Here is a 21483-nt window from a genome sequence, read left to right as displayed (position 1 = left end):
CCTCGAAAGGCGTCATCGCAGGAGGCGAAGGGCCCGGGCCCTTCACCTTTTAAGCGTTTACGCGCCGATTACGATCGGCCTTGCCAGAGGCGGGACGGCGGCGCTGACTGGCGCGATACCGGCTTCGAACTCTGGACGGAAGTATTTGATGGCACTGCCCAACGGCTCCACGGCACCCGGTGCGTGAGCACAGAAGGTCTTGCCCGGGCCGAGGAAGTTGACCAGACCCAGCAGGGTCTCGATGTCGCCCGGCTGACCGCGGCCTTCTTCGATGGCCATCAAGAGCTTGACGCTCCATGGCAGACCATCGCGGCACGGGGTGCAGAAACCGCACGACTCGCGAGCGAAGAACTGCTCCATGTTGCGCAGCAAGGAGACCATGTTGACGCTGTCATCCACCGCCATGGCCAGGCCGGTACCCATACGGGTGCCCACTTTGGCGATGCCGCCGGCGTACATTTGCGCGTCGAGGTGCTCAGGCAGGAGGAAACCGGTACCGGCGCCACCTGGCTGCCAGGCCTTGAGCTTGAAGCCGTCGCGCATGCCGCCGGCGTAGTCTTCGAACAACTCGCGACCGGTGACGCCGAATGGCAGCTCCCACAGGCCCGGGTTTTTCACTTTTCCGGAGAAGCCCATGAGCTTGGTGCCCATGTCTTCGCTGCCTTCGCGGGCCAACGATTTGTACCAGTCAACGCCGTCGGCAATGATCGCCGGCACGTTGCACAGGGTTTCGACGTTGTTCACGCAGGTCGGCTTGCCCCACACGCCAACGGCGGCAGGGAAGGGCGGCTTGGAGCGCGGGTTGGCGCGGCGGCCTTCGAGGGAGTTGATCAGTGCGGTTTCTTCACCGCAGATGTAACGCCCGGCGCCGGTGTGGACGAACAGCTCGAAATCAAAACCGCTGCCCAGAATGTTTTTACCCAGCAGGCCAGCAGCCTTGGCTTCTTCCACGGCACGGTTGAGGTGCTTGGCGGCGGTGGTGTATTCGCCACGCAGGAAGATGTAGCCACGGTAGGTTTTCAGCGCGCGAGCACTGATCAGCATGCCTTCGATCAGCAGATGGGGCAGTTGCTCCATCAGCATGCGGTCTTTCCAGGTGTTCGGCTCCATTTCATCCGCATTGCACAGCAGGTAGCGGATGTTGATGGATTCGTCTTTGGGCATCAGGCCCCACTTCACGCCCGTGGGGAAGCCTGCACCGCCGCGACCTTTCAAGCCTGCGTCTTTCACGGTCTGGACGATGGCGTCCTGATCCATGTCGGCGAAGGCTTTGCGCGCCGCGGCGTAACCGTTCTTGGCCTGGTACTCGTCGAACCACACGGCTTCGCCGTCGTCACGCAGACGCCAGGTCAGCGGGTGAGTCTCGGCCGAACGCTGGATGCGGTTGGCAGGACCGAAAGATGTCAGGGTCATACGTAGCCCTCGAGCAGTTTGGCGACGCCAGCAGGCTGCACATCACCAAAGGTGTCGTCGTCGATCATCAGCGCCGGTGCCTTGTCGCAGTTGCCGAGGCAGCAGACAGGCAGCAGGGTGAAACGACCGTCGGTGGTGGTCTGACCCAGGCCGATGCCCAGATTGTTCTGGATTTCGCTGACCACCGACTCGTGGCCACCGATGTAGCAGACCATGCTGTCGCAGACGCGAATGATGTGACGGCCAACCGGCTGACGGAAGATCTGGCTATAGAACGTCGCCACACCTTCAACGTCGCTGGCCGGGATGCCGAGGATCTCGCCGATCGCGTACAAGGCGCCATCCGGCACCCAGCCGCGTTCCTTCTGAACGATCTTCAGGGCTTCGATCGACGCCGCGCGCGGGTCTTCGTAGTGATGCAGCTCGTGCTCGATGGCCGAGCGCTCGGTTTCACTGAGGGTGAAACGGTCTGTCTGGATAAGCGTGCTGTTCATGCTTAGCGGTCCACGTCGGCCATAACGAAATCGATACTACCCAGGTACGCAATCATGTCCGCGACCATGCTGCCTTTGATCACCGAAGGGATCTGTTGCAGATGCGGGAAGCTTGGAGTGCGGATCCGGGTACGGTAGCTCATGGTGCCGCCGTCGCTCGTCAGGTAATAACTGTTGATGCCCTTGGTCGCTTCGATCATCTGGAAGGATTCGTTGGCCGGCATCACCGGGCCCCACGAAACTTGCAGGAAATGCGTGATCAAGGTTTCGATGTGCTGCAGCGTGCGCTCTTTGGGCGGCGGCGTGGTCAGCGGGTGATCCGCCTTGTACGGGCCTTCCGGCATGTTGCGCATGCACTGGTCAATGATCTTGATGCTCTGGCGCATCTCCTCGACGCGAACCATGCAGCGGTCGTAGGCATCGCCGTTGGCGGCCAGCGGTACTTCGAACTCGAAGTTCTCGTAGCCGGAGTACGGACGCGCTTTACGCAGGTCGAAGTCGCAACCGGTCGAACGCAGGCCAGCACCGGTGACACCCCATTCCAGGGCTTCTTTGGTGTTGTACTGGGCGACGCCGATGGTACGGCCCTTGAGGATGCTGTTCTGCAGGGCAGCCTTGGTGTATTCGTCGAGGCGTTTTGGCAGCCATTCAACGAAGTCTTTCACCAGTTTTTCCCAGCCGCGTGGCAGGTCGTGGGCGACGCCACCGATGCGGTACCAGGCCGGGTGCAGACGGAAACCGGTAATGGCTTCAATCACCGTGTACGCCTTCTGGCGGTCGGTGAAGGTGAAGAACACCGGAGTCATGGCGCCGACGTCCTGGATGTAAGTCCCGAGGAACAGCAGGTGGCTGGTGATCCGGAAGAACTCGGCCATCATGATGCGGATGACGTCGACCTTCTCGGGCACCTTGATGCCGGCCAGCTTCTCGACCGAGAGCACGTACGGCAGGTTGTTCATCACGCCGCCGAGGTAGTCGATACGGTCGGTGTACGGGATGAAGCTGTGCCACGACTGACGCTCGGCCATCTTCTCGGCACCACGGTGGTGGTAACCGATGTCCGGCACGCAGTCGACGATCTCTTCACCGTCCAGTTGCAGGATGATGCGGAACGCGCCGTGCGCCGAAGGGTGGTTCGGGCCGAGGTTGAGGAACATGTAGTCCTCGTTCGGGCCGGAACGCTTCATGCCCCAGTCTTCAGGACGGAAGCGCGCGGCTTCTTCCTCAAGCTGTTGCTTGGCGAGGTTGAGGCTGTACGGATCGAACTCGGTGGCGCGCGCCGGGAAGTCCTTGCGCAGCGGGTGACCTTCCCAGGTCGGCGGCATCATGATGCGCGACAGGTGCGGGTGACCTTTGAAGTCGATACCGAACATGTCCCAGACTTCACGCTCGTACCAGTTGGCGTTCGGCCAGATGCTGGTGACGGTCGGCAAGCTGAGGTCGCTCTCGGACAAGGCGACCTTGATCATCACGTCACTATTACGCTCCAGCGACATGAGGTGATAGAACACGGTGAACTCGGCGTCGCTCGGCAGCCCTTGACGCTTGGTGCGCAGACGCTCGTCCACGCCGTGCAGGTCATAGAGCATGACGTAGGGCTTGGGCAGGTTGCGCAGGAAAGTCAGGACTTCAACGAGCCTGGCGCGCGCGACCCACAGTACCGGCATGCCGGTGCGGGTCGACTGAGCGGTGAACGCTTCGGCGCCAAAACGGTTGTTCAATTCAACGACCACATCCTGGTCGTCTGCCTTATAAGGCGGGATGTACAGAGCGCTGCCTGTAGTCATGGTTATTTTTTCGCTTTCGGTCAACGTAAAGAATGAAGCCAGCTTCTCGTTTCTTTGTCAGAACAGATCTGGATCAGACTTCGTCAGGGCTGCGCAGGTTGGTGACTGCGATTCGCTGTTCGCGGCGCTCTTCTTTCTGCGAAGGCATGTCGGCGCGATAAACGCCTTGATCGCCAACGACCCAGGAAAGCGGACGACGCTCCTTGCCGATCGATTCCTGCAGCAGCATCAAGCCTTGCAGAAATGCTTCCGGACGAGGAGGGCAGCCAGGTACGTAGACGTCCACGGGCAGGAACTTGTCCACCCCTTGAACCACAGAGTAGATGTCGTACATGCCACCGGAGTTAGCGCACGAACCCATGGAGATAACCCACTTCGGCTCGAGCATCTGCTCGTAGAGACGCTGGATGATCGGCGCCATCTTGATGAAGCAGGTACCGGCGATAACCATGAAGTCGGCCTGACGCGGCGATGCCCGGATCACTTCGGCGCCAAAGCGCGCGATGTCGTGGGGCGCCGTGAAGGCGGTGGTCATTTCCACGTAGCAGCACGACAGGCCGAAGTTGTACGGCCACAGGGAGTTTTTACGCCCCCAGTTGACCGCGCCACTCAGCACGTCTTCCAGCTTGCCCATGAAAATGTTTTTGTGGACTTGATCTTCTAACGGATCGGAAACGGTTTCCCGTTCGCCAATCGGATACTGCTCGTTAGGAGCATCGGGGTCGATCCTGGTGAGATTGTATTGCATTGCCAAAGCCTCATTGTTTCAGCTTCGCCTGCCGCTTGCGACGAGCTTCCGGAGCCCAGTCAAGGGCGCCCACTCGGAACAGGTAGACAAGACCTGCCAACAGAATTGCTATGAAAACGAGAGCTTCGACGAATCCGGTCCAGCCGCTTTCGCGGACGGACACAGACCATGCAAAGAGAAAGAGGGCTTCGATATCGAAGATCACGAAGAGCATCGCGACCAGATAGAATTTGGCTGAGAGCCGCAAGCGGGCGCCACCGGTAGGTAGCATGCCGGACTCGAACGGTTCGTTTTTGCTGCGACCCCAGGCTTTTGACCCAAGGAGGCTGGAGACGCCAAGCATGAAGGCACACAGGCCGACGACACCCAGAAGGAAAATGGCAAAGCCCCAGTTGTGGGCCATGAGTCCTGTCGCTTCGGGCATGCTGGTAATCCTTAACAGAGAGCAAAGGTCTCTGAGCTTGATAAAGAAATAGGCAGTGACGATATGTCGCAGCAATCAATCGCGCTGATTTTATGGCTAAACACCCTGCAAGTAAAATTCCTATAGCGAAATTATTTATTGGAATAAGGACATAGCGCATCTCCAATGCCCTGCAGCCCATGCGTTGCGGGCATTAGGCGGGTTTATGCAAATAATGTTTTGTAGGGAATGTAACGAACATAGTTGTGGCTAAATGATAATTAATATCGTTTGCAGGGGTTTTTTAACTGTTTAACGGGATGTCAGTTGGGAAGTTGTCTTACTTGCGCGTTACTGCAAGTAGCGACGGCGCCCGTTTTAGCGGATTTTTCTGACGGTTGTACCGCGCTGGATCAATGTTTTGATTCGCGATCACCCCCGACCCTGTGGGAGCGAGCTTGCTCGCGAATGCGGTTCATCATTCGACAGGGATAGTGACTGACATGACGCCTTCGCGAGCAAGCTCGCTCCCACAGGGGGGTTGTGGCGTCTGGGAGATTGTCTCGGGCAAAAAAAACGCCCCGAACCAGTCGGGGCGTCAGTTTTGCGGCTCTGCGGTTAACTTTCTATACGATCCGCAGAGGCCGTTTGCTCAGCGAAGCCGAATCAGTGGAACTGTTCTTCTTCGGTCGAACCGGTCAGCGCGGTCACCGAAGACGAGCCACCCTGGATCACGGTGGTCATGTCGTCGAAGTAGCCGGTGCCCACTTCCTGCTGGTGAGCCACGAAGGTGTAACCCTTGGCGGCGTCAGCGAATTCCTGCTCTTGCAGCTTCACGTAGGCAGTCATGTCGTTGCGGGCGTAGTCGTGCGCCAGGTTGAACATGCTGTGCCACATGTTGTGAATGCCGGCCAGGGTGATGAACTGGTGCTTGTAACCCATGGCGGACAGTTCGCGCTGGAACTTGGCGATGGTCGCGTCGTCGAGGTTTTTCTTCCAGTTGAAGGAAGGCGAGCAGTTGTACGACAGCAGTTGGTCCGGGTATTCCTTTTTGATCGCTTCGGCGAAGCGACGAGCCTCGTCCAGATCCGGCTTGGCGGTTTCGCACCAGATCAGGTCGGCGTAGGGCGCGTAAGCCAGACCACGAGCGATGGCTTGATCCAGACCGGCACGGACCTTGTAGAAACCTTCCTGAGTGCGCTCGCCAGTCACGAACGGTTGGTCGTACGGGTCGCAATCGGAGGTCAGCAGGTCAGCGGCGTTGGCGTCGGTACGGGCCAGAATGATGGTCGGGGTACCGGCAACGTCAGCAGCCAGACGCGCAGCGGTCAGCTTCTGTACGGCTTCCTGAGTTGGAACCAGTACTTTGCCGCCCATGTGACCGCATTTTTTCACGGAAGCCAGTTGGTCTTCGAAGTGAACGCCGGCGGCGCCTGCTTCGATCATGCTCTTCATCAGTTCGTAGGCGTTGAGTACGCCGCCGAAACCGGCTTCAGCGTCAGCCACGATTGGCGCGAAGTAGTCGATGTAGCCATCGTCGCCCGGGTTCTTGCCGGCTTTCCACTGGATCTGGTCAGCACGACGGAACGAGTTGTTGATGCGCTTGACCACGGTTGGCACCGAGTCCACCGGGTACAGCGACTGGTCCGGGTACATGGATTCTGCGGAGTTGTTGTCCGCAGCCACTTGCCAGCCCGACAGGTAGATCGCCTGGATACCGGCTTTGACCTGTTGAACAGCCTGGCCGCCGGTCAGGGCGCCCATGCAGTTGACGAAATCTTTCTCAGGACGGAAGGACGGCTTGGCACCCTGGGTCACCAGGTTCCACAGCTTGTCGGCGCCCATTTTTGCAAAGGTGTGCTCAGGTTGAACCGAGCCACGCAGACGGACAACGTCAGCAGCGGAGTAAGTGCGTGTCACGCCTTTCCAGCGCGGGTTTTCAGCCCAGTCTTTTTCGAGGGCTGCAATTTGCTGTTCGCGTGTCAGTGCCATGGAGATAAACCTCGTCGCGTCTTTTATGAAAAGTTGTTCTGCGGTGGAAAATTCCTGCGCTCGCTGACCAGAAGCTTAGGTGGTCAAGTCGGATTCGGCGGGGTAGGCGACGGGATGAACGATGGGCTCGAGGGGAAGTGAGCAGGTAGTGGCGGACTGTGGGCGCATGCGGGCGTCGTGGGCCTCTATACGGTCTACAGTGTGATGCCGGGTTACCTAAATACGCTTCCGTCCCTCGGGACAACTTCGTTCCAGTCGGCAACCTCGTCAAACACACCTTGTGGGCGGTACAGACACGAAGCGGTTCGCGGGGTAGGTGCGAACATCGCTTCGAAGGCCCTTGCCAGGGCCTCTGATTAGCGGGAGCGAGGCCATCATGCCTTCGCTTTTTTGCCTCGTCAAACGTTTTGTAGTGCTTTTTTTCAGGCACTACATCTTTCGTCTAATACGACTAATCAGTCAGTTTTCGGTGCTTTAGTCCAGGGCGTCGACTTTCACTCGCAAGGTCATGTCATCCCGGCCTTGAGTCGAGTAGCTGCGGGTCAGGCCCTGTTTGTCGGCCTGTGTCTGACGATTGACGCCGGCGAGGGTGATCCACTCACCCAAGCGTCCGCTGACAGTTGTGTCGGTACTTTGCACGTTCACTACATCGGGACGTTCCTGGCTCATGCGGTCACGGTTGGTACTGATCGCCAGGTGAACGATTTCACCGGTGACGCTGGCGGTGACGTAGAACCCTTGAGTGACGTTGCGATATTGGGTCTGGCTGCTGTAGTCGCCGTAGGAATTGCTCTGGCTGCTGGTGATCGGCACGCTCTGCCCGACTTGAATCAGCGCCGGCATGCCATCGGTGGCCTGCACTTGCTGCACGCCGCCGTCACGGCTGGCGGTGCTGCGGCTGATGATGCGGGTCTGGTTCGGTTGGGCGCCGTTGACCGAATAACCTTCGTCGCCACGGCCATTGTTTTCATTGGTGTCGACGGTAATCAGCAGGCGTTTCGGCGCCGTGTCGAGTTGGGTGATCAGCGCCTTGAGTTCCTGAATCTTGTCCGGCTCGGCCTTGATGATCAATTGGTTGCCATAGGCGCTGACCTGACCGTCCTTGCCGAGGAAGTCTTGCGCCATCGGTAGCATGTCGGTGCTGGTGCGGTAATTGAGAGGCACGATTTCTGTGGCTGCCATCACCGAAAAACTGCAGCCGAGCAGCAGGGTGGTGAGCAGGGTGCGTAGGGACATGTCCGTTATCTCCGCTTTCGAAAGGCTTGATATTGCCAGTTTGTCGGCCTTGGGTGGGGCAAGTTGAATCGTAGACAGCAAAACGCCCCGGCATCGGGTGATGTCGGGGCGTGATCGTTCCCACGCTCTGCGTGGGAATGCAGCCAGTGACGCTCTGCGTCACATGCCGCAAGGGACGCGGAGCGTCCCGAGAGGCATTCCCACGCAGAGCGTGGGAACGATCAGGGCAGAGCTCAGGCCGAATGCCGAACCATGTCGACATGCGGAATCCCGGCTTCGAGGAATTCCTCGCTGACCAGGCTGAAACCCAAGCGCTCATAGAACGCCGTGGCCTGCACCTGAGCGCTGAGCATTTGCTGCTTCAAGCCACGTTCTTCGGCTTCAGCAATCACCGCTTGCATCAGCGCATCACCCACCTTCATCCCGCGCCAGTCTTTCAGCACCGAAACCCGGCCGATGTGCCCATCAGGCAGCAAGCGCGCAGTGCCAATCGGAAAGTCGCCTTCAAACGCCAGAAAATGCACGGCGGTCGCGTCGTCCGCGTCCCATTCCAGCTCAGGTGGCACCGATTGTTCGGCGATGAACACCGTTTCACGAATGCGCCGGATCTCGGCGATGTCCTTCTGCCAGTCTGCGACACGTACGCGAATCTTATTCATCGGCGAACCCCAGGCTCCCTTGCTTGACCAGTTGGCACAGCAGGCTGCAAGCGTCTTCGTCGTTCAGCCACTCACCGAGGTTGTCGGTGTGCAGGGCGTCAGCGGCGCAGATCAGCTTCAGCAGTTCGCGCAGCTTGCCCGGCAGATAACGGCTCTGGCCGCTGGCGAACAGCAGCAGGTCGTCATCGACTTCCGACCAGGCCAGACGCGCGCTCGGGTTGCGGATCAGGATGGCGCCATCCTGCAGGGCGGCGAGGAAGTCTTCTTCTTCGATTTCTTCCGGGCCGGCCACCAGTTCCGGGTAGCGCGGTTCGGTCATGTACTGGCCGAACCAGGTCAGCAGCAGACGCTCGTCGCTCATGTGCTCGGCGAGCAGGGCTTTCAGGCGATCCAGTGCATCGTGTTGAATCTGGTGCGGATCGGCTGCCGGTTGCGCGTCGGCGTCGGTGTAACGCTCTTCGTCAGTCAGGAACTGGCTGAGGAAGTCGGTGAAGTGGGTCAGTACTTCGGAAGCGCTCGGCGCACGGAAGCCGACCGAGTAGGTCATGCAGTTGTCGACCGCGACACCGCAGTGAGCCAGACGCGGCGGCAGGTAGAGCATATCGCCCGGTTCCAGAACCCATTCTTCGGTCTCGTGGAATTCGGCGAGGATGCGCAGGTCCGCGTGTTGCAGCAGCGGGCTCTCGGAATCGCACATCTGGCCGATTTTCCAGTTGCGCTTGCCGTGGCCTTGCAGCAGGAACACGTCGTAGTTGTCGAAGTGTGGACCGACGCTGCCACCCGGGGCGGCGAAGCTGATCATCACATCGTCGACGCGCCAGCTCGGCAGGAAGCGGAAGTTTTCCAGCAGCTCGCTGACTTCCGGGACGAACTGGTCGACCGCTTGCACCAGCAGGGTCCACTCTTTTTCCGGCAATTTGCTGAATTCGTCTTCAGCGAACGGGCCGCGACGCAGTTCCCATGGGCGCTCGCCGTGCTCGATGACCAGGCGCGATTCGACTTCTTCTTCCAGGGCCAGGCCGGCCAGTTCGTCGGCGTCGATCGGGCTTTCGAAGTCAGGAATCGCCTGACGGATCAGCAGTGGCTTTTTCTGCCAGTAGTCGCGCAGGAATTCGCGTGCAGTGAGGCCGCCTAGAAGTTGAAGAGGAATATCGGAATTCATATGTAACCTATTGAAAAAAAGCACTTTTCAGACGGGAATAAAAACGCCCGGCGCGGCCGGGCGTCTCAAACGGATCAAGCGGTCGATCAGATGCGTTTGGCTTGCGCTACAGCGTTGCCGATGTAGTTGGCCGGGGTCAGTTGCTTGAGCTCGGCTTTCGCTTGCGCAGGCATGTCCAGACCGTCGATGAAAGTCTGCAACGCTTCAGGGCTGATGCCCTTGCCGCGGGTCAGTTCTTTCAACTTCTCGTACGGGTTCTCGATATTGTAACGGCGCATCACGGTCTGGATCGGCTCAGCCAATACTTCCCAGCAAGCGTCGAGGTCGGCAGCGATCTTCTGAGCGTTCAGCTCGAGCTTGCTGATGCCTTTGAGGCTGGCTTCGTAAGCGATCACGCTGTGGGCGAAGCCGACACCGAGGTTGCGCAGTACGGTGGAGTCGGTCAGGTCGCGCTGCCAGCGGGAAATTGGCAGTTTGCTCGCCAGGTGCTGGAACAGCGCGTTGGCGATGCCCAGATTGCCTTCGGAGTTTTCGAAGTCGATCGGGTTGACCTTGTGCGGCATGGTCGACGAACCGATTTCGCCAGCGATGGTGCGCTGCTTGAAGTAACCCAGGGAAATGTAGCCCCAGATGTCACGGTCGAAGTCGATCAGGATGGTGTTGAAGCGCGCGATCGCGTCGAACAGTTCGGCGATGTAGTCGTGCGGTTCGATCTGCGTGGTGTACGGGTTGAAGCCCAGGCCCAGCTCGTCTTCGATGAAGGCGCGGGCGTTGGCTTCCCAGTCGATCTGCGGGTAGGCCGACAGGTGCGCGTTGTAGTTGCCGACAGCGCCGTTGATCTTGCCCAGCAGCGGTACGGCAGCGACCTGAGCGATCTGACGCTCGAGACGGTAAACCACGTTCGCCAGCTCTTTACCCAGAGTGGTTGGCGAAGCCGGTTGACCGTGGGTGCGCGACAGCATCGGCACGTCAGCGAAGCGGATGGCCAGTTCGCGGATGGCATCGGCGGTCTGGCGCATCAGCGGCAGCATCACGTCGTCACGGCCTTCGCGCAGCATCAGAGCGTGGGACAGGTTGTTGATGTCTTCGCTGGTGCAGGCAAAGTGGATGAACTCGCTGACCTTGGCCAGTTCCGGCAGCTTGGCCGCCTGCTCTTTGAGCAGGTATTCAATCGCTTTGACGTCGTGGTTGGTGGTGCGCTCGATCTCTTTGACGCGCTCGGCGTGCTCCAGCGAGAAGTTTTCAGCCAGTTCATTGAGAACGGCGTTGGCCTCGGCGGAGAAGGCTGGCACTTCAGGGACACCAGCGTGGGCGGCCAGGCGCTGGAGCCAGCGCACTTCAACCAGAACACGGGCACGGATCAGGCCGTACTCGCTGAAAATCGGGCGCAGGGCCTGGGTTTTGCCGGCGTAGCGGCCGTCAACAGGGGAAACCGCAGTGAGCGAAGAAAGCTGCATGGGGTGTTCTCGGACAGTCGGGCAACGAAATGGGGCGCGTATCATACATGAAAAAATCCGCCGGTCCGTTGCCAACTGACCGGCGTATTACGCGTTACAGACTACAAAGCTTTTATTGCGCAGCGTTTACTCGCTGCGCATCAACGGATACAGCTCTTTGAGCAGCTTGCGCCGGCTGATCACCAACTGCCAGCGATGGCCGCCGAGCTGCCGCCACAGGCGCGCCGAGCGAATGCCGGCAAGCAGCAGGGCGCGGATCTTCGAGGCGTTGCTCGGTTGCTGCAGGTTGCGCATGTCGCCGTGCACCTGAATGCGTTGGCGCAGCGTGCTCAGGGTGTCCTGATACAGCGCGCCGCAAGCCGCGACCACGTTTTCGTGGGCCGGGCCGAAATGCTCGACCTGCGACTGGATCTGCGGCAAGCGCTTGCCGATGATGTCGAGCATGTCGTTGCGCTTGGCCAGTTGACGCTCCAGGCCGAGCATCGACAGGGCATAACGCAGCGGCTCGCGTTGCAGGGTGCTCGGGTCGCGTTCAAGGGCGCCAATCAGCGCGCGGTAACCTTCGCGCAGATTGATGTCGTCGCCGCCGTACACATCCAGCGTGTCCTTCGGATCGCGCACCAGCAGGCTGCCGAGCATGCAGCTCAGGCCGGCTTCACTGGTCTGGCCGGTCTTGGCGATCCGGTCGACCAAAACGGCCGCGAGAAACACACCGCCGAGCGCCGTCAGTTGCTCCTGAGTCGGGCTCATGCCTGGCCGCTCCACGGCTCGGCGATTTCGATCACGCCGCCACCGAGGCAGATTTCCCCGTCGTAAAACACCACGGACTGGCCCGGCGTCACTGCGCGTTGCGGTTCGTCGAACACCGCGCGGTAGCCGCTGGCGGTTTGTTCCAGGGTGCAGGCTTGATCGCTCTGGCGATAACGCACTTTCGCGGTCAGGCGCACCGGCTGGCTCAGGTCGATCGGATTGACCCAATAGATTTCCGAAGCGAGCAGGGCGCCGGAGAACAACCACGGATGGTTATTGCCCTGGCCGACGATCAGCTCGTTGGTGTCGAGATCCTTGCGCAGCACGTACCACGGCTCATCGCCGGCGTCTTTCAAACCACCGATGCCAAGGCCCTGACGCTGACCGATGGTGTGGTACATCAAGCCGTGGTGACGGCCGATGACTTCGCCTTCGGTGGTTTTGATCTCGCCCGGTTGTGCCGGCAGGTATTGCTTGAGGAAATCGCTGAAACGACGCTCGCCGATGAAGCAGATCCCGGTGGAATCCTTCTTCTTGGCGGTGGCCAGCTCGTATTTCTCGGCAATTGCGCGCACTTCCGGCTTTTCCAGTTCGCCGACCGGGAACAGCGTCTTGGCGATCTGTTCACCGCCAACGGCGTGCAGGAAGTAGCTCTGATCCTTGTTCGGATCGAGGCCTTTGAGCAGTTCGGTGCGGCCATCGATATCGCGGCGGCGCACGTAGTGACCGGTGGCGATCAGGTCGGCACCGAGCATCATGGCGTAGTCGAGGAACGCCTTGAACTTGATCTCGCGGTTGCAGAGGATGTCCGGGTTCGGCGTGCGACCGGCCTTGTATTCGGCGAGGAAATGCTCGAACACGTTGTCCCAGTATTCCGCAGCGAAGTTGGCGGTGTGCAGTTTGATGCCGATCTTGTCGCAGACAGCCTGGGCATCCGCCAGGTCGTCCATGGCGGTGCAGTATTCCGTTCCGTCGTCTTCTTCCCAGTTCTTCATGAACAGGCCTTCCACTTCATAACCCTGCTCGATCAGCAGGAGAGCGGAAACGGAAGAGTCCACGCCGCCGGACATGCCGACAATGACGCGCTTCTTGGATGTGTCAGAAGGGGCTGGATCACGCATAGGGATTCAATGAGTGTCTTGAAAAAGGACGCGATTCTAGCAGGCTCGCGGCCTCAAGGCTAAAGAGAAGGGCGGATCAGTTCGAGGCTGAAGTGATGACCGGCCAGATAATCGTCGATGCAGCGGATGATCAGCTCACTGCGCCAGTTGTCGCGTTGAGTCATTAATTCGTCACGGGTCAGCCACTTGGCGCCGACGATGCCGTCGTCGAGCTGATAATCCGGGTGGTGTTCGACGGCTTTGGCGCTGAAGCATACGCGCTGGTAGGTCACGCCGTTGCTTGGGGCGGTGTAGAGGTAAATGCCGATGACGCCGGTGGGCTCGACGTCCCAACCGGTTTCTTCAAGGGTTTCGCGGATGGCGGCGTCGATCAGGGTTTCGTCCGGATCGAGATGGCCGGCGGGCTGGTTGAGCACGTTACGCCCGGCCTTGTGCTCTTCGACCATCAGGAAGCGACCGTTGTCCTCGACGATGGTGGCGACGGTGATGTGGGGGAGCCATTCCATAAAACCTTCCTCAATCTATTGGTTGAAACCCATTCCCATTGTGGGAGCGAGCTTGCTCGCGAATGCGGTTTATCATTCAACATTTTCATTGACTGGCTCGCCGCCTTCGCGAGCAAGCTCGCTCCCACAGGGGAAGTGTGAACTCTGGAAACACAAACCCCGGCACAAGGCCGGGGTTTGTGATGTTCCCTTTACAACCTTAAACCAGCGCAGCAATCGCCGCGTTGAGGGTTGCGCTTGGGCGCATGGCCTTGCTGATCAGCTCGGCATTGGCGTGGTAGTAACCGCCGATGTCGACTGGCTTGCCCTGAACGGCGTTGAGCTCGGAAACGATGGTCGCCTCGTTCTCGGTCAGAGTCTTGGCCAGCGTCGCGAACTGCGCTTGCAGTGCAGCGTCTTCAGTCTGGGCGGCCAGGGCCTGAGCCCAGTACATCGCCAGGTAGAAGTGGCTGCCACGGTTGTCGATATTGCCGACTTTGCGTGATGGCGACTTGTTATTGTCGAGGAACTGGCCAGTTGCCTGATCCAGAGTTTTCGACAGCACCAGTGCTTTCGGGTTGTTGTAGTTCACACCCAGATGCTCAAGGGACGCTGCCAGTGCGAGGAACTCGCCCAGCGAATCCCAGCGCAGGAAGTTCTCTTCAACCAGTTGCTGCACGTGCTTGGGTGCCGAACCGCCGGCGCCGGTTTCGAACAGGCCACCGCCGTTCATCAGCGGCACGATCGACAGCATCTTGGCGCTGGTGCCCAGTTCCATGATCGGGAACAGGTCGGTCAGGTAGTCGCGCAGTACGTTGCCAGTCACCGAAATGGTGTCCTTGCCTTCGCGGGTGCGCTGCAGGGTGAATTTCATTGCGTCGACCGGCGCCATGATCTGGATGTCCAGACCGGCCGTGTCGTGATCCTTCAGGTAAGCCTGAACTTTCTCGATCACTACGCCATCGTGAGCGCGCATCGGGTCCAGCCAGAAAATCGCTGGGGTTGCGCTTGCACGAGCGCGGTTGACGGCCAGTTTGACCCAGTCCTGGATCGGCGCGTCTTTGGTCTGGCACATGCGGAAGATGTCGCCGGCTTCAACAGCCTGTTCCATCAGCAGGGTACCCTTGCTGTCGGTGACGCGAACCACGCCGTCAGCCTTGATCTGGAAGGTCTTGTCGTGCGAGCCGTACTCTTCGGCTTTCTTCGCCATCAGGCCAACGTTTGGCACGCTGCCCATGGTGGTCGGATCGAAAGCGCCATTGGCTTTGCAATCTTCGATCACAGCCTGGTAGATGGTTGCGTAGCAACGATCCGGGATTACTGCCTTGGTGTCGTGCAGCTGACCGTCAGTGCCCCACATCTTGCCGGAGTCACGGATCATCGCTGGCATCGAGGCGTCGACGATCACGTCGCTCGGCACGTGCAGGTTGGTGATGCCTTTGTCGGAGTTGACCATCGCCAGCGATGGACGAGCAGCGTAGACCGCAGCCATGTCGGCTTCGATCTGCGCTTGCTGCTCGGCCGGCAGGGCCTTGATGCGTGCGTACAGATCGCCGATGCCGTTGTTCAGGTTGAAGCCGATCTCGGCCAGCACGGCAGCGTGCTTGGTCAGCGCGTCTTTATAGAACTCGGCAACGATCTGGCCGAACATGATCGGGTCGGAGACCTTCATCATGGTTGCTTTCAGGTGCACCGAGAGCAGCACGCCTTGAGCCTTGGCGCTTTCGATTTCAGCAGCGATGAATGCGCGCAGGGCGTTTTTGCTCATCACGGCGCAGTCGAGGATCTCGCCGGCCTGAACGGTGGTTTTTTCTTTCAGGACGGTAGCGGTACCGTCCTTGGCGATCAGCTCGATCTTCACGGCGTCAGCGGCGTCGATCAGGGCAGCCTTTTCGCTGCCGTAGAAATCGCCGGTGCTCATGTGAGCGACGTGGGACTTGGAGTCTTTGGCCCAGGCGCCCATTTTGTGCGGGTGCTTGCGAGCGTAGTTCTTCACCGACAGCGGCGCGCGGCGGTCAGAGTTGCCTTCACGCAGAACCGGGTTCACGGCGCTGCCCTTGACCTTGTCGTAACGCGCCTTGGCGTCTTTGTCGGCGTCGCTGGTCACGGTTTCCGGGTAGTCCGGCAGGTTGTAACCCTGAGCTTGCAGCTCTTTGATCGCGGCTTGCAGCTGTGGCACCGAAGCGCTGATGTTCGGCAGCTTGATGATGTTGGCTTCAGGCGTAACGGCCAGGTCGCCCAGTTCGGCGAGGTGGTCGGCTACGGCTTTGTCGCCCAGTTGCTCGGGGAAGCTGGCCAGAATGCGCGCTGCAAGAGAGATATCGCGGGTTTCCACGGCGATATCGGCCGAGGCGGTGTAAGCCTCGATGATCGGCAGCAGGGAATAGGTGGCGAGGGCTGGAGCTTCGTCGGTGAAGGTATAGATGATCTTCGAGCGGGTGGGCATATTCGGATTAACTCTCTCTTCTTTGCTAAAGCGTGCGCAGAAACTCGAGGGGCGCCGGGTAAGCGCGTTCGTTCAAAGTCATCCATGAACCGAATGTCGAGATTCTTCGCGGTGATGTTGGGTGCATCAGTAGAGCGTCAAGCAGTCGGGCTGCGGTAACAGTCCGGCTATAAGGCGGAAAGTCTCGTTCTAGAGAGGCCAACCGTCGTGACCCTGTGGTCAGCGGGCGGCATTATACATAGGTAGCTGGCAATCTGCCGATGGTTCATATGCAACGATTCTCGTCCATTGGTCTAAAGGTCGCAGGGCAGGGTGGCGCGTAGAGTCGTCGCGAATGCTTGAGTTTGGCGCTTTTCCCTTTGCTTTCAGGCTTGTACGAAACGAGTTGTGCGAATGCCGGGAACTGAGGGTTTGCGTGTTGATTTAACTGGGTTACGCTCGAACCAAGCCAGATGTTCAATCCAAACAATGGAGTTCAGCATGGGTTACAAGAAGATTCAGGTTCCAGCCGTCGGCGACAAAATCTCCGTCAATGCAGACCATTCTCTCAATGTTCCTGATAACCCGATCATCCCCTTCATCGAAGGTGACGGCATTGGTGTCGACATCAGTCCGGTGATGATCAAGGTTGTCGATGCTGCAGTTCAAAAGGCATACGGCGGTAAGCGCAAGATTTCCTGGATGGAAGTCTACGCCGGGGAAAAAGCCACCCAGGTTTACGATCAGGACACCTGGCTGCCTCAGGAAACCCTCGATGCAGTCAAGGATTACGTGGTTTCCATCAAAGGCCCGCTGACCACGCCAGTCGGTGGCGGGATCCGTTCGCTGAACGTGGCCCTGCGTCAGCAACTCGATCTGTACGTCTGCCTGCGCCCGGTGCGCTGGTTCGAAGGCGTGCCAAGCCCGGTGAAAAAGCCCGGCGACGTCGACATGACCATCTTCCGCGAGAACTCCGAAGACATCTATGCCGGTATCGAGTGGAAGGCCGGTTCGCCGGAAGCCACCAAGGTCATCAAATTCCTTAAAGAAGAAATGGGCGTCACCAAGATCCGTTTCGACGAAAACTGCGGCATCGGCGTCAAGCCGGTTTCGCTGGAAGGCACCAAGCGTCTGGCACGCAAGGCCCTGCAATATGTAGTGGATAACGACCGCGATTCGCTGACCATCGTGCACAAAGGCAACATCATGAAGTTCACCGAAGGTGCCTTCAAAGAGTGGGCCTATGAAGTGGCCGCCGAAGAATTCGGCGCGACCCTGCTCGACGGCGGCCCGTGGATGCAGTTCAAAAACCCGAAAACCGGCAAGAATGTTGTGGTCAAAGACGCCATCGCCGACGCCATGCTCCAGCAGATCCTGCTGCGCCCGGCCGAATACGATGTGATCGCGACCCTGAACCTCAACGGCGACTATCTCTCCGATGCCCTGGCGGCAGAAGTGGGCGGTATCGGCATCGCGCCGGGCGCCAACCTGTCCGACACCGTGGCGATGTTCGAAGCGACCCACGGTACCGCGCCGAAGTATGCCGGCAAGGATCAGGTCAACCCGGGCTCGCTGATTCTCTCTGCCGAGATGATGCTGCGTCACATGGGCTGGACTGAAGCCGCGGATCTGATCATCAAGGGCACCAACGGCGCTATTTCGGCCAAGACTGTGACCTATGACTTCGAACGTCTGATGGACGGGGCCAAACTGGTTTCGTCTTCGGGCTTCGGCGATGCGCTGATTTCGCATATGTAAATCGCGGGCACATAAAAACCGCCTGACTCGATGAGTTGAGTCAGGCGGTTTTTTTATGGCTGAAAATTCAGTGGCGTCAGTTGGTCACTTTTTCTTCGTGAGTGGCAGCCGGGAGCGCTTCTTTGGCCACGTCTGCCGAGCAGATATTCACTGCGTGAAGGCCTTTGGGGCCTTGCACGATCTCGAATTTCACTGCCTGACCCGCTTTCAGGGTTTTGTACCCTTCCATCTCAATGGCGGAGTAGTGCGCAAAGAAATCAATCTCTTTGCCATCCTCATCGCGGCCTTCACGGGCGTCGGTATTGATAAAGCCGAATCCCTTGGCATTGTTGAACCATTTCACCTTGCCGACAGCCATGCTCAAATCCCTCTGCAACAGACTCCATCGCTGGAGTATCATCCAATTCATCCGCAATCTAATCCGTTAAAAGAATTGACTCCGCGGATCTTTTTTACCCACTGTGGGCTCTATTGGTTGTAACACCGTTTTCCCGATAGTCAAGGTGACCGGGCAGTCGGAGTTGAAAACGTGGACAACCGCCCCCACCACTGTATTTGCACAACTGACGAACCTTTCTTTCCATGCATGCAATCAGCCAGATTCGACTAACATTCAATCAGGATCGCCCGCTTCTCCAAAAGGATCTTCCAGAGGAGCACGACGACGATTCGGCAGGCGTTGCTGTTCAGGAAGCAAAGCCTGCGTTACAGGCGCCGCCGATGTACAAGGTGGTTTTGTTTAATGATGACTACACACCGATGGATTTCGTCGTCGAAGTGCTCGAGGTGTTTTTTAACCTGAATCGCGAGCTGGCGACCAAGGTCATGCTGGCCGTCCACACAGAAGGACGGGCAGTATGTGGAGTGTTTACCCGCGACATCGCCGAGACAAAGGCCATGCAGGTCAACCAGTACGCCAGGGAAAGCCAGCATCCGCTACTCTGTGAAATCGAGAAGGACGGTTAATCGCCGACCACTTGGGTATGAGGTGAAGCTATGTTAAACCGCGAGCTCGAAGTCACCCTCAATCTAGCCTTCAAGGAGGCTCGTTCGAAACGTCATGAATTCATGACCGTCGAACACCTTTTGCTGGCCCTATTGGACAATGAGGCTGCCGCCACCGTTTTGCGCGCCTGCGGCGCAAACCTCGACAAACTCAAGCATGACCTGCAGGAGTTCATCGACTCCACCACGCCATTGATCCCAGTTCATGACGAAGATCGTGAAACCCAGCCAACCCTGGGCTTCCAGCGTGTACTGCAACGTGCTGTTTTCCACGTACAGAGCTCGGGCAAACGCGAAGTAACCGGCGCCAACGTGCTGGTTGCCATCTTCAGTGAGCAAGAGAGTCAGGCAGTGTTCCTGCTGAAACAGCAGAGCGTTGCGCGCATCGATGTCGTCAACTACATCGCTCACGGCATTTCCAAAGTGCCGGGGCATGGCGATCACTCTGAAGGTGAACAAGATATGCAGGACGACGAGGGCGGTGAGTCTTCTTCTTCAGGCAATCCTCTGGATGCTTATGCCAGCAACCTCAACGAACTCGCGCGTCAGGGTCGAATAGATCCGCTGGTCGGCCGCGAATCGGAAGTCGAGCGTGTCGCGCAGATTCTGGCGCGTCGGCGCAAAAACAATCCGCTGCTGGTCGGTGAAGCAGGCGTGGGTAAAACCGCGATTGCCGAAGGTCTGGCCAAGCGCATTGTCGACAACCAGGTGCCGGACCTGCTGGCCAACAGCGTTGTTTACTCGCTTGACCTCGGTGCTCTGCTCGCGGGCACCAAGTATCGCGGTGATTTCGAGAAGCGCTTCAAGGCGCTGCTCAATGAACTGAAAAAACGTCCGCAGGCGATCCTGTTCATCGACGAGATCCACACCATCATTGGTGCCGGTGCTGCGTCGGGCGGGGTCATGGACGCTTCGAATCTGCTCAAACCGCTGCTGTCGTCTGGCGACATTCGCTGCATCGGTTCGACCACGTTCCAGGAATTCCGCGGCATCTTCGAGAAGGACCGTGCCCTGGCGCGTCGCTTCCAGAAGGTCGATGTCGTCGAACCGTCGGTGGAAGACACCATCGGCATCCTGCGCGGCCTGAAAGGGCGTTTCGAGCAGCACCACAACATCGAATACAGCGATGAGTCGTTACGCGCCGCTGCTGAACTGGCCTCGCGCTACATCAATGACCGGCACATGCCGGACAAGGCCATCGACGTGATCGACGAGGCGGGCGCCTACCAGCGTCTGCAACCGGTCGAAAAACGTGTTAAGCGCATTGAAGTGCCACAGGTCGAAGACATCGTCGCGAAAATCGCGCGGATTCCGCCGAAGCACGTCACCAGCTCCGACAAGGAACTGCTGCGTAACCTTGAGCGTGACCTGAAGCTGACGGTGTTTGGTCAGGACGCGGCGATCGATTCGCTGTCGACCGCGATCAAGTTGTCCCGTGCCGGGCTCAAGTCGCCTGACAAGCCAGTCGGTTCGTTCCTGTTCGCAGGCCCGACCGGTGTTGGTAAAACCGAGGCTGCGCGGCAACTGGCCAAGGCGTTGGGGATCGAGCTGGTTCGCTTCGACATGTCCGAGTACATGGAGCGTCATACCGTATCGCGTCTGATCGGTGCGCCTCCGGGCTATGTCGGTTTCGATCAGGGCGGTCTGTTGACCGAAGCGATCACCAAACAGCCGCACTGCGTATTGCTCCTCGATGAAATCGAGAAGGCGCATCCGGAAGTCTTCAACCTGCTGTTGCAGGTGATGGACCACGGTACGCTGACCGACAACAACGGGCGCAAGGCGGATTTCCGCAACGTGATTGTGATCATGACCACCAACGCTGGTGCCGAAACAGCGGCGCGTGCTTCGATCGGTTTCACCCATCAGGACCACTCGTCTGATGCGATGGAAGTGATCAAGAAGAGCTTCACGCCGGAGTTCCGTAACCGTCTGGACACCATTATCCAGTTTGGTCGCCTCAGTCATGAGGTCATCAAAAGTGTGGTGGACAAGTTCCTTACCGAGCTTCAGGCGCAGCTGGAAGACAAGCGTGTGCTGCTTGAGGTCACTGATGCCGCGCGTAGTTGGCTGGCGGCCGGTGGTTATGACTCGGCGATGGGCGCGCGTCCGATGGCACGTCTGATCCAGGACAAGATCAAGCGTCCGTTGGCGGAGGAGATTCTGTTTGGCGAGCTGGCCGAGCATGGCGGTGTGGTGCACATCGACATCAAGGATGGTGAGTTGACGTTTGACTTCGAGACTACGGCTGAGATGGCCTGACGGTTTGATGTTGATTGGGAAGGCGCCTTCGGGCGCCTTTTTGTTGTCTGGGGTTTTTGGGTGTATATCCGTTGTTGCGGTAACGGCTGCTTGGGGTTCCGCCCTTACGGCGGGTCACTTTTTACAAACGCCTAAAAAGTAACCAAAAACGCTTGCTCCTACGTGCGGCCCGCTCGCTGGGGCTCGGGGTCCCTTCGCTGCGGGATCGATCCGGGCGCAGCGCCTACGGTTTGCTGCGCTGCACCTCCTCTCGCTGTGTTTGGCTGCGCCAAACGGTCGCTGCGCTCCCACGCCCGGATCAATCCCGCAACGAAGCCTTCCGATGT

18 protein-coding genes and 1 pseudogene are annotated in these 21483 nt (G+C 58.9%); 3 read left to right on the top strand and 16 right to left on the bottom strand.

Going from position 1 to position 21483, the window contains the following annotated elements; genetic code table 11:
- Nucleotides 1-57: 57 nt before the first annotated feature.
- The 15 genes and pseudogenes from nuoF to WA225_RS01765 all read right to left on the bottom strand — a co-directional run bounded on the left by nuoF (nucleotide 58) and on the right by WA225_RS01765 (nucleotide 16153).
- Nucleotides 58-1413, bottom strand: coding sequence for an NADH-quinone oxidoreductase subunit NuoF (gene nuoF / locus WA225_RS01835; protein WP_422606643.1), 1356 nt, complete (start codon nucleotides 1411-1413; stop codon nucleotides 58-60).
- On the bottom strand, nucleotides 1410-1907 hold the full coding sequence (gene nuoE, locus WA225_RS01830; protein ID WP_007920186.1) for an NADH-quinone oxidoreductase subunit NuoE: 498 nt from the start codon (nucleotides 1905-1907) through the stop codon (nucleotides 1410-1412). Before nuoE ends, nuoF begins: the two co-directional genes overlap by 4 nt.
- A gap of 2 nt (nucleotides 1908-1909) precedes the next feature.
- On the bottom strand, nucleotides 1910-3694 hold the full coding sequence (nuoC, locus tag WA225_RS01825; protein ID WP_007920189.1) for an NADH-quinone oxidoreductase subunit C/D: 1785 nt from the start codon (nucleotides 3692-3694) through the stop codon (nucleotides 1910-1912).
- A 73-nt stretch (nucleotides 3695-3767) separates the two neighbouring features.
- Nucleotides 3768-4442 carry a NuoB/complex I 20 kDa subunit family protein gene (locus tag WA225_RS01820; protein ID WP_007920192.1) on the bottom strand — a complete coding sequence of 225 codons (675 nt, stop codon included), beginning with the start codon at nucleotides 4440-4442 and terminating at the stop codon, nucleotides 3768-3770.
- A gap of 10 nt (nucleotides 4443-4452) precedes the next feature.
- The gene (locus WA225_RS01815; protein ID WP_003223812.1) at nucleotides 4453-4866 is read right to left on the bottom strand and encodes an NADH-quinone oxidoreductase subunit A; all 414 of its coding nucleotides are present in this window, start codon (nucleotides 4864-4866) and stop codon (nucleotides 4453-4455) included.
- A 645-nt stretch (nucleotides 4867-5511) separates the two neighbouring features.
- Nucleotides 5512-6837: an isocitrate lyase gene (aceA, locus tag WA225_RS01810; protein WP_007920195.1), complete on the bottom strand. Its 1326-nt coding sequence runs from the start codon at nucleotides 6835-6837 to the stop codon at nucleotides 5512-5514.
- A 474-nt stretch (nucleotides 6838-7311) separates the two neighbouring features.
- A complete protein-coding gene (locus WA225_RS01805) occupies nucleotides 7312-8073 on the bottom strand; it encodes a secretin N-terminal domain-containing protein (protein WP_422606642.1) in 762 nt (253 codons plus the stop codon).
- 233 nt (nucleotides 8074-8306) lie between these two features.
- Entirely contained in the window at nucleotides 8307-8732 is a 426-nt protein-coding gene (locus WA225_RS01800; RefSeq protein ID WP_034155132.1) for a GNAT family N-acetyltransferase, read from the bottom strand.
- Nucleotides 8725-9894, bottom strand: coding sequence for a cupin domain-containing protein (locus WA225_RS01795; RefSeq protein WP_320337598.1), 1170 nt, complete (start codon nucleotides 9892-9894; stop codon nucleotides 8725-8727). The genes WA225_RS01800 and WA225_RS01795 overlap by 8 nt, the downstream gene beginning before the upstream one ends.
- An 86-nt stretch (nucleotides 9895-9980) precedes the next feature.
- Entirely contained in the window at nucleotides 9981-11351 is a 1371-nt protein-coding gene (purB, locus tag WA225_RS01790; RefSeq protein WP_422606641.1) for an adenylosuccinate lyase, read from the bottom strand.
- A 126-nt stretch (nucleotides 11352-11477) separates the two neighbouring features.
- A complete protein-coding gene (hflD, locus tag WA225_RS01785) occupies nucleotides 11478-12101 on the bottom strand; it encodes a high frequency lysogenization protein HflD (RefSeq protein ID WP_016987411.1) in 624 nt (207 codons plus the stop codon).
- The gene (mnmA, locus tag WA225_RS01780; protein WP_422606640.1) at nucleotides 12098-13222 is read right to left on the bottom strand and encodes a tRNA 2-thiouridine(34) synthase MnmA; all 1125 of its coding nucleotides are present in this window, start codon (nucleotides 13220-13222) and stop codon (nucleotides 12098-12100) included. Before mnmA ends, hflD begins: the two co-directional genes overlap by 4 nt.
- Nucleotides 13223-13281: 59 nt before the next feature.
- Complete coding sequence (locus WA225_RS01775) at nucleotides 13282-13728, bottom strand: NUDIX hydrolase (protein WP_422606639.1); 447 nt, start codon at nucleotides 13726-13728, stop codon at nucleotides 13282-13284.
- Nucleotides 13729-13766: 38 nt separating this feature from the next.
- Nucleotides 13767-13856 (bottom strand): annotated as a pseudogene (locus tag WA225_RS01770) (metal ABC transporter ATP-binding protein); the annotation flags it as partial.
- Between the two features lie 71 nt (nucleotides 13857-13927).
- Nucleotides 13928-16153 carry an NADP-dependent isocitrate dehydrogenase gene (locus WA225_RS01765; RefSeq protein WP_422606638.1) on the bottom strand — a complete coding sequence of 742 codons (2226 nt, stop codon included), beginning with the start codon at nucleotides 16151-16153 and terminating at the stop codon, nucleotides 13928-13930.
- A gap of 480 nt (nucleotides 16154-16633) precedes the next feature.
- On the opposite strand from WA225_RS01765, the gene icd reads away from it, so the two are divergent.
- On the top strand, nucleotides 16634-17890 hold the full coding sequence (icd, locus tag WA225_RS01760; RefSeq protein ID WP_042559856.1) for an NADP-dependent isocitrate dehydrogenase: 1257 nt from the start codon (nucleotides 16634-16636) through the stop codon (nucleotides 17888-17890).
- A 76-nt stretch (nucleotides 17891-17966) separates the two neighbouring features.
- Here icd and WA225_RS01755 read toward each other — a convergent pair whose 3' ends face one another.
- Nucleotides 17967-18248: a cold shock domain-containing protein gene (locus WA225_RS01755; RefSeq protein ID WP_422606637.1), complete on the bottom strand. Its 282-nt coding sequence runs from the start codon at nucleotides 18246-18248 to the stop codon at nucleotides 17967-17969.
- 224 nt (nucleotides 18249-18472) lie between these two features.
- Between WA225_RS01755 and clpS the strand changes: the two genes are divergently transcribed.
- Both clpS and clpA read left to right on the top strand, forming a co-directional pair.
- Nucleotides 18473-18856: an ATP-dependent Clp protease adapter ClpS gene (gene clpS, locus WA225_RS01750; protein ID WP_016987405.1), complete on the top strand. Its 384-nt coding sequence runs from the start codon at nucleotides 18473-18475 to the stop codon at nucleotides 18854-18856.
- Between the two features lie 30 nt (nucleotides 18857-18886).
- Nucleotides 18887-21157: an ATP-dependent Clp protease ATP-binding subunit ClpA gene (clpA, locus tag WA225_RS01745; RefSeq protein ID WP_016987404.1), complete on the top strand. Its 2271-nt coding sequence runs from the start codon at nucleotides 18887-18889 to the stop codon at nucleotides 21155-21157.
- Nucleotides 21158-21483: the final 326 nt, after the last annotated feature.

It is taken from the genome of Pseudomonas sp. (assembly GCF_049300855.1).
Taxonomy (GTDB): domain Bacteria; phylum Pseudomonadota; class Gammaproteobacteria; order Pseudomonadales; family Pseudomonadaceae; genus Aquipseudomonas.
The sequence above is the reverse complement of the archived record's forward strand: the minus strand, read 5'-3'. Positions and strand labels throughout refer to the sequence as shown.

What these genes read in the sequence shown, in the direction of transcription:
- WA225_RS01795 (WP_320337598.1), bottom strand. Translation starts at nt 9,894, where the DNA reads ATGAATTCCGATATTCCTCTTCAACTTCTAGGCGGCCTCACTGCACGC.
- nuoF (WP_422606643.1), bottom strand. Translation starts at nt 1,413, where the DNA reads ATGACCCTGACATCTTTCGGTCCTGCCAACCGCATCCAGCGTTCGGCC.
- nuoC (WP_007920189.1), bottom strand. Translation starts at nt 3,694, where the DNA reads ATGACTACAGGCAGCGCTCTGTACATCCCGCCTTATAAGGCAGACGAC.
- WA225_RS01800 (WP_034155132.1), bottom strand. Translation starts at nt 8,732, where the DNA reads ATGAATAAGATTCGCGTACGTGTCGCAGACTGGCAGAAGGACATCGCC.
- WA225_RS01775 (WP_422606639.1), bottom strand. Translation starts at nt 13,728, where the DNA reads ATGGAATGGCTCCCCCACATCACCGTCGCCACCATCGTCGAGGACAAC.
- icd (WP_042559856.1), top strand. Translation starts at nt 16,634, where the DNA reads ATGGGTTACAAGAAGATTCAGGTTCCAGCCGTCGGCGACAAAATCTCC.
- WA225_RS01765 (WP_422606638.1), bottom strand. Translation starts at nt 16,153, where the DNA reads ATGCCCACCCGCTCGAAGATCATCTATACCTTCACCGACGAAGCTCCA.
- clpA (WP_016987404.1), top strand. Translation starts at nt 18,887, where the DNA reads ATGTTAAACCGCGAGCTCGAAGTCACCCTCAATCTAGCCTTCAAGGAG.
- purB (WP_422606641.1), bottom strand. Translation starts at nt 11,351, where the DNA reads ATGCAGCTTTCTTCGCTCACTGCGGTTTCCCCTGTTGACGGCCGCTAC.
- WA225_RS01805 (WP_422606642.1), bottom strand. Translation starts at nt 8,073, where the DNA reads ATGTCCCTACGCACCCTGCTCACCACCCTGCTGCTCGGCTGCAGTTTT.
- clpS (WP_016987405.1), top strand. Translation starts at nt 18,473, where the DNA reads ATGCATGCAATCAGCCAGATTCGACTAACATTCAATCAGGATCGCCCG.
- hflD (WP_016987411.1), bottom strand. Translation starts at nt 12,101, where the DNA reads ATGAGCCCGACTCAGGAGCAACTGACGGCGCTCGGCGGTGTGTTTCTC.
- WA225_RS01755 (WP_422606637.1), bottom strand. Translation starts at nt 18,248, where the DNA reads ATGGCTGTCGGCAAGGTGAAATGGTTCAACAATGCCAAGGGATTCGGC.
- aceA (WP_007920195.1), bottom strand. Translation starts at nt 6,837, where the DNA reads ATGGCACTGACACGCGAACAGCAAATTGCAGCCCTCGAAAAAGACTGG.
- nuoE (WP_007920186.1), bottom strand. Translation starts at nt 1,907, where the DNA reads ATGAACAGCACGCTTATCCAGACAGACCGTTTCACCCTCAGTGAAACC.
- WA225_RS01820 (WP_007920192.1), bottom strand. Translation starts at nt 4,442, where the DNA reads ATGCAATACAATCTCACCAGGATCGACCCCGATGCTCCTAACGAGCAG.
- WA225_RS01815 (WP_003223812.1), bottom strand. Translation starts at nt 4,866, where the DNA reads ATGCCCGAAGCGACAGGACTCATGGCCCACAACTGGGGCTTTGCCATT.
- mnmA (WP_422606640.1), bottom strand. Translation starts at nt 13,222, where the DNA reads ATGCGTGATCCAGCCCCTTCTGACACATCCAAGAAGCGCGTCATTGTC.